This is a genomic window from Kitasatospora sp. NPDC052868 (assembly GCF_044547105.1).
In the GTDB taxonomy this organism is placed as follows: domain Bacteria; phylum Actinomycetota; class Actinomycetes; order Streptomycetales; family Streptomycetaceae; genus Kitasatospora.
Genome location: NZ_JBITZW010000004.1, coordinates 152,517 through 168,377, shown reverse-complemented (window position 1 = coordinate 168,377; position 15,861 = coordinate 152,517). Strand labels below are relative to the sequence as shown.

Sequence of the window (15,861 nt, the reverse complement as noted above, 5' to 3'; positions counted from 1 at the left end):
AGGCGGGTGCCACTCTGTGTGCAAGCCCCCCGCGCGCGATGTCCGTTTGGCCCAACTCCGTCACTTGCCAGGGCTTTTGCACCTGACCGACGGGTAACCCGGGAGTGACCGGTACACGTCCGGAGGGCCGTGCCGCACGACCCTCCGGTGGCGTGAAATCAACGGTGTACCGACGGACTTCGGCCGTCGGCGCCACCTGCCGGGAGTCGGCCCGCGCAGGCTCAGTCCGCGAAGAAGGACTTGGCGGCCAGCAGCGCCGCCTCGTCGCCGAGCACGTCGCCCGGCCGCGTCCCGTTGCCCAGCAGCACCCCGCCCCAGCGCATCCCGAGGTAGTCGGCACAGAGCCGCAGGGTGCCGATCAGCGGGTCGGCGTTGGACCGGTCGGTGGCCAGGGCGGTGACGCCCCAGATGGTGCCGCCGGCCATCCGGGCCCGGAAGTCCGCGCCCTGCACCCGCTGCCAGGCCGACCAGTGGTCGAGGTAGAGCTTGGCGCTGGCCGGCACCGAGTACCAGTACAGCGGGGCCACGAACACCAGGTCGGTGGCGGCGAGGGTGGCGTCCAGCAGGGTGCGCTCATGGCCGACGGGATCGCGGTAGCCGTCCCCGTCGGCGTGCCGGAGGTCCTCGAACGGCGCGAGCGGCAGCTCGTCGAGCCGCAGCCAGCGCTGTTCGGCCCCCGCGGGCAGACTCGCCTCCGCCGCCAGCCGGGCGAGCTGCTCGGAGTTCCCGTTGGTCCGCGAACTGGCGTTGAGGAAGAGGAAACTGCGCGGCTCGGCGGCCGACGCGTCGGCGGCGGCTATGGGCTGGTCGGACATCCGGACTCCCCGTGAACGGTGCTGACAGAGGATCCGGGCCGCCGGGCCCGGACCGGGGCCGGGACGGGCCCCGCCCCTACAGCCCGGTCGGCCCGGCGCCTGTTCCCGGCGGCCGGACAGGGCCTACGCGCTGCGGGCGAACGCGCGCCGGGACGCCCGCGCGGGGCCGGCCTCCAGCTCGGCGAGCACCCGGCCGCGCAGCAGTTCGTACTGGGCCTGGAGCCGGCCGGGACGCTGCGGGCGGGCGACCGGGCGGCCCGGGCCGACCAGCTCGTCCGGGCCGAACTGCTCGCGGGTCAGGTCGATCTCGACGCCCGTCGCGAACCGGTTCCACCAGTGCAGGTCCGTGCGGACCCCGCCGACGTGCACCTCGCCCATCATCAGCTCGCCGCCGAGCAGGTCGTGCACGACCATCGCCGTCACCCCGCACTGGCCGCGGGCCGGATTGTCGGGACGCCAGTGGGCCAGGTCCTCGGGCGCACAGGTGTCGACACCCCAGGAGGAGCGGATCGCACGTTCGATGTCGTTGAGGGTCCACGCCGTCATACCGGGAAGCCTGCCACGGGCCACTGACACCGGCACCGGCTTTTCAATGAGCCACCCCGTGTTCTGCGCTGACCTTCTCAATCTTCACCCGTACGAGGAGCTCGCCCGGGACGCCGTTGCGCTCCCCGTACTGCTCGGCCAGCTCCTCGCCCATGTAGCGGGCGGCGATCCTGGTCGCCCACTCCCGGACCTCGGGCAGGTCGTCGCCGAGGGTGGCCGTGCCCTGGACGAGGACGTAGGAGAACGGCGGCCGGTCGTCGTCCACGCAGAGCATCACCCGGCCGTCCCGGGCCAGGGTGCGGCCCTTGACGGTGGCGGCGCCGGTGTTGAAGACGATCTCGTCGCCGTCCAGCAGGAACCAGACCGGCGCGACGTGCGGGCGCCCGTCGATCCGGGTGGTGGCGATCTTGGCGGTACGGGTGCCGGCGGAGAGGAACGCGCGCCACTCGGGCTCGGTCATGTGTGCCATGGGCCCATCCTGGCCGTCGCCGCGGCCCGGCGCCAGGGCGGTCCGCGCGGGGCACCGGACAGCGCCCCGCGCCCGACCGCGCGCACTCGCGTGCGACCGCTCGTACCCCGCGCAACCGGGTGCGACCGGGACGGTCGGGGGCCCGTCCCGGTCGCACGGCGGCGCCCGACCGCCCGGCGGCTACTTGCCGAGCGCCGCGACGCCCGCCTGGGCGAACTGCTCGTCCAGGTCGCCGCTGGGCGCACCCGCGACGCCGATGGCCGCGACCGGCGCGCCCTTGGCCTGCACCGGCGCGCCCCCGGCCAGGAACAAGGTCCCCGGGATGTCCTTGAGGTTCGGCGCCTGGGCCAGGCGCTTGGCCAGCTCGGAGGTCGGCGCGTTCCAGGAGACGGCGGTGAACGCCTTGCGCTCGGCGGACTCCGGCGACTGCGGGCCGGCGCCGTCGCCCTTGAGCAGGACCCGGGTGATGCCGTCCCGGTCGACGACCGCGACCGAGACGTGCTGGCCGGCCTTGGTGGCCGCGTCCAGGGTGGCCTGGGCGGCCTTGGTGGCGGCCTCGATGGTCAGGCCGGTGGTCTGGGTGAGGTTCCGGTTCTGGGTGTCCGCCTTCACCGCGGAGGCGGCGGCCGGGGTCTCGGCGGTGTCGGCGCTGGCCGAGACGGCGCCGACGGTGGCGGCGGCCAGGGCGGCGACGGCGACGGTACCGGTCAGCACCCGGGTACGCACGGCGGTCTTCTTCATGGTCCAGCTCCTCGGGGGTCGGTCGGGCCTGGTCGGGCCCGGCTGCTCTGCTTCGATCCTCCGGCCGGCACCCCGCCCGACACATCAACGGTCCGGCGCGGGCTCACCGGCATGATGGACGACAGGGGCGTCAACCGATCGGCTGATGCGCGAGGGGGCCGGACGGGCCACCATCGAGGGATCGGCCCAGGTCGGCGCGGTGCGCAGGCGGGCCCGTCGACCGCGGGCGGCCGGCCGTCCCGGGCGGCCGGGCGCCGCTGCCGCCGGCGCCGGGAGACGCGGCACCCCAGGAAGGAGCACCCCGTGGAGCAGCCCCGACCCGCCGCCGGCCAGGGCGCGGCCGACCAGGGCGTGACCGGCCAGGACGCCGACGGCCGGAGCGCGGCCGGCCTGGCCGCCGACGGCCAGGACGCCGGGGACCGCGACGCGGGCCGGCTGGCCGTCCTGCTCGACTCCGCCTTCCTGCTGCTGCTCGCCACCTCGCTCAGCCGCTACCTCACCCACCACGCCGACAACCCGCAGGTCCCCTGGGTCCTCGGGCTGAGCCTCGCCCTGGCCGTCGCCCAGCCGGTCGGCTCCTGGCTCGCGCACCGCCGCCCGGTCGCCCCCGGGCGCCGCCGCCGGCTCTGGCCGCTGGCCGTGGTGGTCTCGCTCTGGGTGGTCCTCGTCCTGCTCGCGCCGAGCTTCGCGTGGTGCGCCGTCCCGCTCGTCTACACGGCGCTGCGCACGCTGCCCGCGCGGACCGCGATCCCCCTGGTGGCCGCGCTCACCCTGCTGGTGGTGGTCGGTGAGATCCGGCTGCCCGGCGGGGTGGACGCCAACCTGGTGCTGCTGCCGCCCGCCGTGGCGGCGCTGGCCACCGCCGTCTTCCTGTACATGGAACGGCAGGCGGGGCGGCAGCGCGTCCTGATCGCCGACCTGGTCCGCACCCGGCGCGAACTCGCCGCCACCGAACGGCGGGAGGGCACCCTCGCCGAGCGCGAGCGGCTCGCGATGGAGATCCACGACACGCTCGCCCAGGGGCTCTCCAGCCAGCAGATGCTGCTCCAGGCCGCCGACCGCACCTGGGACTCCGATCCGGTGACCGCCCGCACCCATGTCCGGACGGCCGCCGAGGTGTCGGCCCGGAACCTGGCCGAGGCACGCCGGTTCGTCCACGACCTCGCACCGGCCGAGCTCGCCGACGGCCGCACCCTGGACCAGGCCCTGCGGGCGCTCGCCGAGCGGGAGTCCGCCGAGAGCGGGCTCCCGGTCCGCTTCCTGCTGGACGGCGCCCCGGTGCCGCTGCCCGCCGCCGCGCAGTCCGCGCTGCTGCGGATCGCCCAGGGTGCGCTGGCCAACGTCCGCGAGCACGCCGGGGCCTCGGCCGCCGCGCTGACGCTGTCCTTCCTCGGCGACCAGGCCGTGCTGGACATCGCCGACGACGGGCGGGGCTTCGGCCCGGTCGGCGAAACCGGGCCGACCACCGACGGACCGGGTACCGACGGGCCGGGCACCGACGGATCGGCCGCCATCAGGCCGGGTGCCGACGGGCGCGGCCACGGTCTGCCCGCGATGCGGGCCCGGTTGCGCCAGCTCGGAGGCACCCTGACGGTCGAGAGCAGCCCCGGTGAGGGCACCGTCGTCTCCGCCGCGATCCCCCTGGAGGTCCGATGAACGCCGCCGACCCGACGCCCCCCGCGCCCGTGCGCCTGCTGGTCTGCGACGACCACGCCGTCGTCCGGGCCGGTCTGCTGGCGCTGCTGGCCAGCGCCGGCGACATCGAGGTGGTCGGCGAGGCGAGCAGCGGGGAGGAGGCCGTCTCCCTGGCCGCCCGGCTGGCGCCGCAGGTCGTCCTGATGGACCTCCAGCTCGGCGAGGGCATCGACGGGGTGGAGGCCACCCGGCGGATCACCGCCGGTCCGGACGCCCCGCACGTCCTGGTGCTCACCACGTACGACACCGATGCCGACATCACCCGGGCGATCGGTGCGGGCGCCACCGGCTACCTGCTGAAGGCCGAGCGGCCGGAGGAGCTGTTCGCCGCGGTGCACGCCGCCGCGCAGGGCCGGACGGTGCTCTCGCCGCCGGTCGCCTCCCGGGTGATGGCCCAGATGCGGGCGCCCGCGCCGCAGCTCACCGAGCGCGAGCAGGAGATCCTCGCCCAGCTGGCACAGGGCCTCGGCAACCGGGAGATCGCCCGCGCGCTGTTCATCAGCGAGGCGACGGTGAAGACCCATCTGGGCCGGATCTACGACAAGTTGGGCGTCGACACCCGGGCCGGCGCGGTGGCCGTCGCCAAGGAGCGCCGACTGCTGCGCTGAGCAGTCGTCCACTTCCGCTCGGTAGCGGACCGATGGGCGGAATGTCGGATTCCGGGAGGCCGCACGCCGGGCGCCGACAGCGGATCCGGCCGGGCGCGTCCACCTCCGGCCGCCCGGAGCACCGGAACGGGTGATCCCGGGCCCTGGACGGCCCATCAGCACGTATACGGACGACAGCGGCCACACAAGGGCCTTTCCGCCCCCTTCCGATGACCGGACGTCACCTGCCCGCGCCCCGACCGGACACTTGGGGCCAAGTTGTGGATATTTCATGGATCTCGGCATTGACAAACCAACCACTCGGTTTGTTAGCGTGAGATCAACGACGCCCCCGGTGGTGGGGCTCGCCGAGGTCCGAGCGGACCACTCTCGCCGGAGGGTGCGCCAGGGGGGCGGCGAGAGCCTGGGGAGTCGGGGGGAGCGGCGCGCCAGGGCCGTGCGACGAGGCGACGCGGAGCGTGTCCGGGGGGACTCGCTCCGCGTCATCTCCCGTCTTCCATCCGTCCGTTCGGCAGGCGGAGGCAGTCCTCACAGCGCGGGGCCACCGCAGCCGGACGGGACTTGGGCCCAGTTCGGCCGATCTTGCCGGGCGGACAGGACCTAGTCGAGCGCGGTCCAGAACGGACAGCGCACCTCCGGCACCGGCGCGACGTCGGCTGTCGGCTCCTCGGAGGCACCGGAAACGCCGGGGACGCCGGGCGTGCCCAGCGGGTACGGCAGCTGCTCCGAGTGGAGGACCCCCGGCGAGGCCGCCGTCAGCCAGGCGTTCCCCCACGGGCCGAATCCCAGCGCGAGCCGGTAGCCGTCACGGGTGACCGCACTGACCCCCGGCGGTCCCGCCGCCACCGTGACCACGACCCGGCCGCGCCGCCGCCAGTGCTGCTCCACCGCGCTCAGCAGCGCCCGCCGGCGGGCCGCCGAGATGATCGTCGTGATGTGCCGGCTGCGGGTCACGTACCAGTGCACGTCCCCGTCGCCCGGGCCGGCTCCGGGCGCGGGCAGCCGGGCACCCGCCCCGGGCACCCCGTACCGCCAGGCCAGCGCCGGCCGGACGGCGCCGATGGTGTCCCGCAACAGCCGCTCGCAGTGCTCCGCCGCGGCCGCCTGGTCGGTGGGCGCCTCCCGGACGCCGATCGGCCCCGCCGCTTCACCCGGGTGCTGCTGCCAGACCTGCACACAGTCCTCCGCGACTCGTCCCGGCGTCCGGACCGGTCCGGGCCGGGGTTCCGTTTCCCCCTTGGACGGCCCGCCGCCCGCCACGGTTCCGCCGGATCTGACGGCACGTCCGGTCGCCCTCCCCCACCGTACGACGCGGCCCGCCACACCGCCAAGGGTAAACTGCACCGAGTAGTGCACCTTTGCCGAAGGAGAGACGCCCGATGACCCCAGGGAACCCCACGCCACCCGCGGGCTCGCGCCGGATGCCGGAGAAGCGGCAGGCCATCGCGCGCGCGGCGAGCACGGTGTTCGGCCGCGAGGGCTACACGCGGGCGAGCGTGGACGCGATCGCCGCCGAGGCCGGCGTGTCCAAGCGCACCATCTACAACCACTTCGGCGACAAGGAGAAGCTGTTCCTCTCCGTCGCCCTGGAGACCGCCGGCGAGCTCACCGAGATCATCGCGGGCCTGGCCGACCGGCACCTGCACAAGATCGTCGACCTGGAGGCCGACCTCACCGCCTTCGCCGTCGACCGGGCCAAGGCCGTGATCGCGGCGGGCGACCACTACGCGCTGGGCCGCACCATCCGCGCCGAGGCGGGCAACATCCCGCCCGACGTCCTCGCCGCCTGGCTGGACGCCGGCCCGCTCGCCTCCCACCGGGACATCACCGCGCACTTCGACCGGCTGGCCGGACAGGGGCTGCTGCACTTCGACGAGGCGGAACAGGACGCCGGGCTGGCCGCGACCCAGTTCACCCTGCTGACCTTCAGCGGCGCGGCCGACCGCACCTTCTACGGCGCCGTCCCGATCCCGGACGCCGAGCTGGCCTCCGGCATCACCGCCGGGGTCCGCGCGTTCCTGCGCCTCTACGGCTGATCGGCGCCACGACCGAACCACTACCGCCGACCGCCGCCTCAGGGCCGGACCCCACCGCCGGGGCCGGCCCTGACGCATGTCCCGCCGAGCCGCTCCGGAAAGTGCACTGCACGGTGTAGTTGATCCCATGCCCTACACCGTGTAGTTTACTTTCTTGTCAGCCCGCACCGCCGGGCCGACAGCAGACCGGACACCCCACCCCGAAAGCAGAGGACCTCGGCCATGCCCAACGTCACCGTCGGCACCGCCCGCATCCCCTACCGCGTCGTCGGCCAGGGCCCCGCCACCCTGGTGCTCGTCCACGGCACCGGTCCGGGCTCCGGCATGTGGGACCACCTGCTGGACCGCTTCACCGACCGCTACACCGTGCTGCTCCCCGAGCTGTCCGGCAGCGAGAGCGCCGAGGACGACGGCGCCGAGCTGACCGTCGAGACCCTCGCCGCCCAGGTCAACGCGGTGATCGAGGACGCCGGCCGGGGCCCGGTCGACCTCGTCGGCTTCTCGCTCGGCGCGGTCGTCGCCACCGCCACCGCGGCCCGGCGGCCCGAGCAGGTCCGCCGACTGGTCGCCGCCGCCGGGTGGGTCAACGCCGACGACGAGTACCTGCGCAACATGATGACCGTCTGGCTGGCGATCGCCGACGACGAGGCCGCGTTCGGCCGCTACGCCACGCTCACCGCGTTCAGCCGCGGCTTCCTCAACGGGATCGGCCGCGAGGCAGTCGAGTCCAACGCCGCGTTCATGCGACCGGCCCCCGGCACCCTGCGGCACATCGCGCTCAACCTGAGCCTGGACATCAGCGCACTGCTCCCCCGCGTCCAGGCCCAGACCCTGGTGATCGGCTGCGCCCAGGACGCCACCATCCCGGTGGAGAACGCCCGACTGCTGCACGCCGGCATCCGGGGCAGCGAGTACGCCGAGTTCGACACCGGCCACGTCGTGGTGTTCGAGCAGGCGGAGGCCTTCAGCCGCAAGGTCCGCGACTTCCTGGCGGCGGCCTGAGCCGAGGGCCGGCCCGGAGCGCCCGGAGCGCCCCGCGGACACCCCGGCCGCCCCCTCGGAGCACACTGTCCGCACCGTGGCAAGACCCGCACCAGAACGTCCGATTACCGACGCCGATCGGAATAGGAATTGACTCCGCGTCAGCTTGCAGGGAGAGACTGCCCCGATCACATGATTCGTCCTCAAACGGCAAGGAGACACCCGTGCGCATACTCTTCACCGGCCCGGCCGCCGCCGGTCACCTGTTCCCGATGGTGCCGACCGCGCAGGCGCTGCGCGCCGCCGGCCACGAGGTGCTCTTCGCGGGCGGGCAGCCGCTGGACCAGCTCCGCTCCGCCGGCTTCCCGGTCACCGAGGTCGGCGACGGCCGCACCATCCGCGAGGTGTTCGAGGAGGTCTCCGGGGGGACGATCCGCTACGTCAACCCCGACCTGACGCAGGACGAGATCCTCGACGGGGCGGCCGTCGCCTTCGCCGCGGCCTCCCGCCCCACGGTGGACGGCCTGCTCGACGCCGCCACCGGGTGGGGCGCCGACCTGCTGATCTACGACTCCTTCCAGGGTGCGGCGCCGCTGGTGGCGGCCAAGCTCAAGCTCCCCTCGGCGATCCAGAACTTCGGCGTCACCTCCGGCCACTCGATGGTGGGGCGCCTTGCGGCCAACCTCACCGACCTCTACGAGCAGCACGGCCTGGCGGGCCCGGCCGAGTCGCTCGCCATCAACGTCGTCCCGGCCGAACTCGGCGGCGACGCGGACGGCCTGCGGATGCGCTACATCCCCTTCAACGGGGGCGGGTTGGTCCCCGCGGACCTGCTGCACCGCGGCACCCGCCCGCGCGTCGCGGTCACCCTGGGCACCGTGCTCACCGCAATGGACGGCGTCCGCGCCATCGTCCGCCTGATCGAGGCCGCGGCCTCGGTGGACGCCGAGTTCCTGCTCGCGGTCGGCGACGCCGACCTCACCCCGCTCGGCACCCTGCCCGCCAACGTCCGCCCGCTCCCCTGGGTCCCGCTGGCCGAGCTGCTGGGCACCTGCGACGCGCTGATCCACCACGGCGGCGCCGGCACCATGCTCACCGCCCTCCAGGCCGGCCTGCCCCAGCTGCTCCTCCCGCAGGGCGCCGACCACTTCGTCAACGCCGACGCCCTCACCGCCGCCGGATCCGCCCTGCGGGCCACCTCCGAGGCGGTGGACAGCGCGCTGCTCACCCGCCTGTTCACCGACCCGGCCCTTCGCACGGCCGCCACCCGCCTCCAGACCGAGAACGCCGCGCTCCCCTCGCCGGCCGCCATCGTCCCCACCCTCGAAGCCCTGGCCACGGCAGCCCGCTGACCTCGGCGCGCAGGGCGAAGCCGCAGGTCCCGGCGACCTCCGGCTTCGCCCTGCGGGGCGGGGGCCGGCTCCCCTCGCCGGCCGGGAACCGGGCCGTCCCGGGGCCGGGCGGGACGCGGGTCGTCCCTTGCCTGGCGCATTGGTCTAGTCCAAACTGATCTTCTTCGAAGCCTCCGCAGAGTCGGCCGCGCACGGGGCCCGCAAGGCCGCCTCCGGTCGCCACCGGCGGGTCGCGGTCGCCGGATGAGGGGGATGCCATGTCGGAGCGGACGTCGGCCACGGGGCTTCCCCGGAGAGGGCCGGCAGGTCCGGCAGGCGGCCCCGGCCCGTTCGGCCCACGGCTCCAGTCCTTCCGCAGCCGCGCCGGGCTGAGCCAGGAGGCGGCCGCGACCCGGGCCGGGATCAGCACCAGGGCGCTGCGCGACATCGAGCACGGCCGGGTTCGGCAGCCCCGGCCGCGCACCCTCCAACGCCTGGGCGAGGCACTGGGATTGAGCGGCTGCGAGCTGGCGGACCTGCTGGCCGCCGTCCGCACCGGGCCACCGCCCGGCGCCGGCCGGCCGCGGCTGCTGATCCTCGGCCCGCTCGCCCTCCAGCGCGGCCGGACGCCCGTCCCGGTCACCAGCCCGATGCTGCGCCGCCTGCTCGGCCTGCTGGCGCTCAAGCACCCCGAGCCCGCCACCCAGCAGGAGATCACCGACACCCTCTGGCCGTCCGGACCGCCCGGCTCCCAGCAGAGCCTGATCCACACCTACGTCAGCCAGGTCCGCCGGTTGCTCGACCCGGACGGAGTGCGGACCGCCCCGGAGCCGACCGTCGTCCGGACACCCACCGGCTACCTGCTGAAGGCGGCCCGGAACCAGATCGACCTCGGCCACTTCGACGAGCTGCTGGCCCAGGCGAGACGCCTGCACCAGGCGCCCGACCCGGCGGCCCCGGAGGCCGCGTACGAGTCGCTGACCCAGGCGCTGCAGTGGTGGCGCGGTCCGGTGCTCGCGGACGCGGACCTGGTGCTGCGCCAGCACCCGGCCGCGGTGGCGGCCAACGAGCGGCGGGTCAAGGCGGTGCTGCTGCACGCCGACGCGGCGCTGCTGCGGCACCGCCCCGAGGAGGCCGCCCCGGTGCTGTGGGACATGGTGAACACCGAGCCGCTGCACGAGGGCCTGCACGCCCGGCTGATCCTCACCCTCGCCGGCAGCGGGGAGCAGGCCGCCGCGCTCAACGTGTTCGGGCGCCTCCGCAAGCGGCTCGACGAGGAACTGGGCATCGCGCCCGGCGCGGAGGTCCGCGACGCCCACCTGCGGGTGCTGCGCCGGCAACTGCCCCTCTCCCAGCCCCCCGACCGGCCCGAGCACCACGACCGGCCCGAGCGCCCCGCGCCGTCCGACCGCCCCGCGCCCGCGGGCCCGCTCCCGGCCCAGCTGCCCGCCGCCTCCGGCACCCATGTCGGGCGGCGGCGGCAGCTGACGGAGCTGGACGCCCTCGTCTCGCCCGACCCGGCCCGGCGCCCGCACGTGGTGGCGGTGGTCGGCGCACCCGGGGTCGGCAAGACCGCCCTCGCCACCCACTGGTCCCACACGCGCCGCGAACACTTCACCGACGGACAGCTGTTCGCCGACCTGCGCGGCCACTCCCGGCTGCCGACGTTGCGCCCCGGCGACGTCCTCGCGCAGTTCCTCCGGGCCCTGGGCACCCCGCCCGACCGGCTGCCCACCGACGAGGACGAGGCCGCGGCGCTGTACCGCACCCTGCTCGCCGACCGGCGGATGCTGATCGTGCTGGACGACGCGCGCGACGCCGAGCAGGTCAGGCCGCTGATCCCGGGCGCCCGGGGCTGCGCGGTGGTGATCACCAGCCGCAGCCGGCTCGCCGGGCTGGTCGCGAGCGACGGCGCCCGTCGACTCGGCCTGGACGTGCTCGACCCGGACGAGGCGCGCCAACTCCTGGGCGGCACCATCGGCGAGTGCCGGGTCGCCGCCGAGGAGGAGGCGGCCCGCAGGCTCGTCCAGCTGTGCGGCGGCCTGCCGCTGGCCATCCGGATCGCCGGCGCCAACCTGGTGGCCGGCAGCGCCGACATCGCCGACCACTGCGCCGAGTTGGCGGGCGACGACCGGCTCGGCCGGCTGCACATCGAAGGGGACCGGCGCTCGACGGTGCGGGCCGCCTTCGACCTCTCCTACCGCGCGCTCCCGGCGCAGGCCCAGCGGATGTTCCGCCTCCTCAGCCTGATGCCCGGCCCGGACCTCACCGTGGACGGCGCCGCGGCGCTGGCCGGCACGACCCCGGCCGGATCCGACGGACTGCTGGTGAGCCTCGCGGACGCCCACCTGGTGCAGGAGCGGGCGCCCGGCCGGTTCGGGCTGCACGACCTGCTGCGCTGCTACGCCCGCGAGCTGCTCGACAGGGAGGAGGCCCACGCCGCCCGCCAACTGCTCTTCGACTGGTACCTCCACCACGCCGACGCGGCGGCCCGCCCGCACCACCCGGCGGAGCAGGCCGCGGACCGGCCCGAGGGGACAGCACCCTCGGACGCACCCGAGGCCGAATTCACCGCCGTTGCCTGGCGATTGGCGGAGACCTTGCACGACTACCTCTCGGCGGGGCTGTACACCGGCGACTGCCTCAGGGTCGCGACCGCCGGCCTGTTCGCCGCCGTCGCCGACGGCGGGCTGCGGGCCGAGGCCACCGCCCGGTTGCGGCACGCCGAATGCCAGGAGGCACCGGCGGACCACGCGCAGGCCCTGGAGCTGGTCGGCCGGGCACTGGAGCTCGCCCGGCAGGCCGGCTGGCTCGACGGCCGGGCACTGGCGCTGCGCCGCATCGGCGCCGCGCACCAGGCGGCCGGCGCCGCCCGACCGGCCCAGTCGGCCCCCGGCGCGCGGGGCAGGGCGTTCGAGCACTGGCGCGAGGCGATGCGACGCTCCCGGACGGCGAACCGGGGCCGGATCCGCTGACCACCGGCCCGGTCCTGCCGCGCCCGGCGGCAGGACCACCGCTCCGGCAGTCTCCCCCGTTCTGCCGGTTCCCCTGCCCGGCCCGGCGACGACCGGCAGAACCGCAGGTCAACACCGGTTCGCCCGAACGGGATCGGACTCCCCGGGGGCCCGCGCTCCTCTGGTCCGGCTGTAGGAGCCCGACCAGGCCGGCTCCGTACGGTGGTCGCACCGCAGGGCCGATCCAGTCGGACGCCCGGCAGGCGCCCGGAGTGCCGCGCCGACCAGGCCCGGCCGAACCGGACTTGAGGCGCGTCGCTTCCACACGCCGACAACCACGTTCCACGACCGAGGGGTTGAACAGTCATGGCGGAATGCCTGACCGAGCACACTGCGACGGCGACGCCCTCGCAGGTCCAGGACCGGCCCGCCGAGCCGCCGCCGACCGGGGAACCGGCGATCTGGTCCCGTAACTTCCGGTACTACTTCACCGGCCGCAGTGCGGGCCTGCTCAGTTGGGCCATGCTGCCGGTCGCGGTCTCGGCCGGCCTGCTCAGCGGCGGGTACGGCCTGGACACCGCCGGGTACGCGATGGCCTTCCTGGTGGGCCCGTTCGCCGGGTTGGTGCTGTTCGGCGGGGTGCTCGCCGACCGCTTCACCGCCCGGCGGCTGATGATCGCCGCCGACCTGGCCAACCTCTGCGCCCACGTGCTGCTCGCCCTTCTGTTCATCCACGGCATCGACCATCTCTGGCAGCTGTACGCGCTGTTGATGGTGGCCGGTACCGCCAACGCGATGTTCCAGCCGGGCTCCGCCTCGACCGTCCCGCTGGTGGCCCGCGACGTCCAGGGCGCCAACGGCGTACTGCGCACCTCCGAGGCGCTCACCGGTCTGGGCGGCCCCGCGCTGGCCGGCGCCCTGGTCGGGTTCGGGGCCACCGGCTGGGTGATGGTGATCTCCGCCGTCGCCTACGGGACCAGCGCGGCCTGCCTGTTCGCGCTCCGGCTCGGGGCGGTACCCGCTCCGCCGGCCGGCGGGAGCCTGTGGCACAACCTGGCGGTCGGCTGGCAGGAGTTCCGCGCCCGCAGCTGGCTCTGGGGCGTGATCGTGATCTGGATGTTCTTCGCGGTGCTCTCCTGGGGCCCGCAGCTGTCGGTGGCCGCCGGTGTGATCGTGCCCGAGCACGGCGCGACCGCCTTCGGCCTGCTCAACGCCGCGCTGGGCGCGGGCACCGTGGCCGGCGGCCTGCTGGCGATCCGCTACAAGCCCGAACGCCCGCTCGCCGCCGGGGCCGTGGCGATGCTGGCCTACCCGCTCTACCCGCTCGGCATCGTGCTCGACTGGCCGGTCTGGCTGCTCGTCGCCGCCCAGGTCGCGGTCGGCGTCGGAGTCGGCGTCTGGGGCGTCATGTGGGCCACCAGTGTGCAGACCCAGGTGCCGGGCGAGGTGCTCAACCGCGTCCACGCCTACGAGGTCGCGGGCTCCGTCGGCATGTACCCGATCGGCAGCGCACTGGCCGGCCCCGCCGTCGGCGCCTTCGGCACCGACCGGGTCCTCCTGGTCGGCGTCGCGGTCGCCCTCCTCACCGCCACCGCCCTCCTGGCCACCCACCCCATCCGCACCCTCCCCCGCATCCCACCCCGCCCCTGACCACCCCCCACCCGAACCGCCCCGGAAAACGCGAAAGCCGCAGGTCAGATGACCTGCGGCTTTCGGTATGGAGCGGGCGACGAGAATCGAACTCGCGCTATAAGCTTGGGAATCTTTGGCCCTTCGAGCCCAAAATGGCCTCGAGCACACACGCCGAATTCAGCCGCGCCCTGCTGCCCGTCGCGCCCAACGGTTTCCCTCACGCAGCTGAGGCCTTGATCAGGGCCCGGATCGCGCCATGGTCCGCGCCAGCCTCGAGTAGTCACCCCAGGTCAGCCGGTCGGATTCTCGCGACGCGTGGTTGTAGGGCTCAGCCCAGCCGCCCGGCGACGCTGTTGTTCCTCCCACTCCACGTCAAGCAACTGGTTCCATGGGTGGACGATGCCGCGAGTCATCAGCGGCGTACACAGCTCGATCGACACCGAGTCCAACCGGAGAAGACTAACGTCGAATTCATGGCTCCGAGGCGTGAACGAGGCCCCGGGGATACTCAGCGGCCCTTCGGTCAACAGACTGCCAATCTGCTCACAGGACCGGCCCACGTCCCATCGAAGGCACTGAACGGTGTTGCTCCGCCTCGGTCTGACCAAGGCTGCACCGTGCCGGAGCGTGTACCACCACAGATGAGACCGGGCCATCAAGGCGCTGCGAAGGGGTGTAGATGGGTTCGGCGCCCAGTGATCACCTGCCGCTTCCTCGGCCGCAGTGAGTGAAGATCTCGCATGAACGGGATCGCGTCCGTCATCTGCTTCACTCTTGGCTCGAAACTCCAGTTCCCCCTGGAAGCAGTACCGCATCAGCCGAGTCGAACTTGAATGACTGGTGTCCTGCAGGTCAAGCCGCCCACCGGTCGGGATATGACAGAGGTGGATGGTGTCGGGGCTGAACCCTTCAACGCGCAGCCCGGCGACCCCCGAGTGTTCGTAGGAACCATCATCGAATACCCTGGTATGAGGGAGAAGGTAGCTGGCAATGCGATCTGCGGTGTTGGTCCGAATAAGCAGACGATCGGGCTGTGGTGCCGTCCAACTGAAGTAGCAGATCAACTGCCGGAACGTTCGACCGGTCATGCGGTCCCACGGGTGATCTCCGCCCGAGCTAAAGAAGCAGTCGAATAGGAGCGCCTGAAACTGCTGCTGTCCGCCGCCTGAGGCATCGAGGGAGACTTTGCCTTCAGTGCAGCAGCGGCGGAGCACCTGCTTCGGAAGATTCAGAAGTTTACGACATGCCTCAAAGGTATCTCTGTCGTGAGTGTGCGGCATTGCAATCTCATCCGCGACTACAACCCGGATTGCGGCCACAATTGAGAACAGTGCAGCGCGGGGCGAATTATCGTTGAAACCAGAGGCTAGGCATCTCACCTTTTGGGCTTTCGCGCACACTCGTCCGGGCAAGCGGCTCGCCACTGGCCCACCTCCGGGCCTTTGAGTGGACATTAGCACGCCAAAGCTGTCGCACTGGCGCTTTACCCGGCATGTCGCCATTCGGCGCGACGGCGGAGGTGGCGGCTGTCGGTCGTGAAGTACGAGGTGTGTCACGGAGTCGCACCTCGGCCTACGAGCGGGTCGCTCCGTGCTCCAAGTAGAGCGTCTCGGACTGTGCCCTGGCAGCACGAGCGGCGTGAACGCGGCGGGCCAGGCGCGGGATGAGGAGGACGCCACCGTCGAAGACGAAGAGGAGCTTGTCGCCTTCGGTGGGGTGGGGTGCCCAGTCAGCGACGAGATGGCCGGTTCGTCGCCGGGGAACACGGAAGTCCAGACCCGGTCCTGGAGTTCGGCGATGCACCGGCCGCAGGCGGACATCGGCGCGTTCATTCCCGCGACGGTCTCCGGTTCGATCCACAGAACGCGGGTCCACTGCTGGTCGCAGTAGAGCCAGCAGACCCCGTCCACCCAGAGGTTGCCGTCGTCCGTTCGCGCGGGTGCGGGGAGGCCGCACCGCGCGAACTCGGCTATGCCAGGGATCACAAGCACGTCTACGTCGAGTACTTGGAGGTTCTCCGGTCTGCGACCACACGGCGGTGATCGGGGTATCG

Annotated in this window: 13 protein-coding genes; 8 read left to right on the top strand and 5 right to left on the bottom strand. The window is 73.6% G+C overall.

The genetic code is table 11. The annotated features are described in order from the left end of the window. Positions 1 to 221 precede the first annotated feature (221 nt). From ACIGZJ_RS09345 to ACIGZJ_RS09330, 4 genes are all read right to left on the bottom strand, one after another. On the bottom strand, positions 222 to 815 hold the full coding sequence (locus ACIGZJ_RS09345) for a flavodoxin family protein (RefSeq protein WP_396456650.1): 594 nt from the start codon (positions 813 to 815) through the stop codon (positions 222 to 224). A gap of 123 nt (positions 816 to 938) precedes the next feature. Continuing rightward, positions 939 to 1,361, bottom strand: coding sequence for a hypothetical protein (locus tag ACIGZJ_RS09340; RefSeq protein WP_387947788.1), 423 nt, complete (start codon positions 1,359 to 1,361; stop codon positions 939 to 941). A gap of 43 nt (positions 1,362 to 1,404) precedes the next feature. Then, a complete protein-coding gene (locus tag ACIGZJ_RS09335; protein ID WP_396456864.1) occupies positions 1,405 to 1,821 on the bottom strand; it encodes a PPOX class F420-dependent oxidoreductase in 417 nt (138 codons plus the stop codon). A 189-nt stretch (positions 1,822 to 2,010) separates the two neighbouring features. After that, positions 2,011 to 2,571, bottom strand: coding sequence for a heme-binding protein (locus tag ACIGZJ_RS09330; protein ID WP_387947786.1), 561 nt, complete (start codon positions 2,569 to 2,571; stop codon positions 2,011 to 2,013). Between the two features lie 390 nt (positions 2,572 to 2,961). Here ACIGZJ_RS09330 and ACIGZJ_RS09325 point away from each other — a divergent pair, with 390 nt between their 5' ends. Together ACIGZJ_RS09325 and ACIGZJ_RS09320 are read left to right on the top strand one after the other, a co-directional pair. Next, positions 2,962 to 4,227, top strand: coding sequence for a sensor histidine kinase (locus tag ACIGZJ_RS09325; protein ID WP_396456863.1), 1,266 nt, complete (start codon positions 2,962 to 2,964; stop codon positions 4,225 to 4,227). Beyond that, positions 4,224 to 4,874: a response regulator gene (locus tag ACIGZJ_RS09320; protein ID WP_396456649.1), complete on the top strand. Its 651-nt coding sequence runs from the start codon at positions 4,224 to 4,226 to the stop codon at positions 4,872 to 4,874. Before ACIGZJ_RS09325 ends, ACIGZJ_RS09320 begins: the two co-directional genes overlap by 4 nt. A gap of 600 nt (positions 4,875 to 5,474) precedes the next feature. Here ACIGZJ_RS09320 and ACIGZJ_RS09315 read toward each other — a convergent pair. Further along, positions 5,475 to 6,050: a hypothetical protein gene (locus tag ACIGZJ_RS09315; protein ID WP_396456648.1), complete on the bottom strand. Its 576-nt coding sequence runs from the start codon at positions 6,048 to 6,050 to the stop codon at positions 5,475 to 5,477. A gap of 203 nt (positions 6,051 to 6,253) precedes the next feature. Here ACIGZJ_RS09315 and ACIGZJ_RS09310 point away from each other — a divergent pair, with 203 nt between their 5' ends. The 6 genes from ACIGZJ_RS09310 to ACIGZJ_RS09285 all read left to right on the top strand — a co-directional run bounded on the left by ACIGZJ_RS09310 (position 6,254) and on the right by ACIGZJ_RS09285 (position 15,698). Continuing rightward, positions 6,254 to 6,910: a TetR/AcrR family transcriptional regulator gene (locus ACIGZJ_RS09310; protein ID WP_396456647.1), complete on the top strand. Its 657-nt coding sequence runs from the start codon at positions 6,254 to 6,256 to the stop codon at positions 6,908 to 6,910. A 222-nt stretch (positions 6,911 to 7,132) separates the two neighbouring features. Next, positions 7,133 to 7,912 carry an alpha/beta fold hydrolase gene (locus ACIGZJ_RS09305; protein ID WP_396456646.1) on the top strand — a complete coding sequence of 260 codons (780 nt, stop codon included), beginning with the start codon at positions 7,133 to 7,135 and terminating at the stop codon, positions 7,910 to 7,912. 203 nt (positions 7,913 to 8,115) lie between these two features. Beyond that, positions 8,116 to 9,243 carry a glycosyltransferase gene (locus tag ACIGZJ_RS09300; RefSeq protein WP_396456645.1) on the top strand — a complete coding sequence of 376 codons (1,128 nt, stop codon included), beginning with the start codon at positions 8,116 to 8,118 and terminating at the stop codon, positions 9,241 to 9,243. A 257-nt stretch (positions 9,244 to 9,500) separates the two neighbouring features. After that, positions 9,501 to 12,197 (top strand): BTAD domain-containing putative transcriptional regulator, encoded by a 2,697-nt coding sequence (locus ACIGZJ_RS09295; RefSeq protein ID WP_396456644.1) that lies wholly within the window; start codon positions 9,501 to 9,503, stop codon positions 12,195 to 12,197. Between the two features lie 345 nt (positions 12,198 to 12,542). Further along, complete coding sequence (locus tag ACIGZJ_RS09290) at positions 12,543 to 13,826, top strand: MFS transporter (RefSeq protein ID WP_396456643.1); 1,284 nt, start codon at positions 12,543 to 12,545, stop codon at positions 13,824 to 13,826. Positions 13,827 to 15,446: 1,620 nt separating this feature from the next. Further along, entirely contained in the window at positions 15,447 to 15,698 is a 252-nt protein-coding gene (locus ACIGZJ_RS09285; RefSeq protein ID WP_396456642.1) for a hypothetical protein, read from the top strand. Positions 15,699 to 15,861 lie beyond the last annotated feature (163 nt).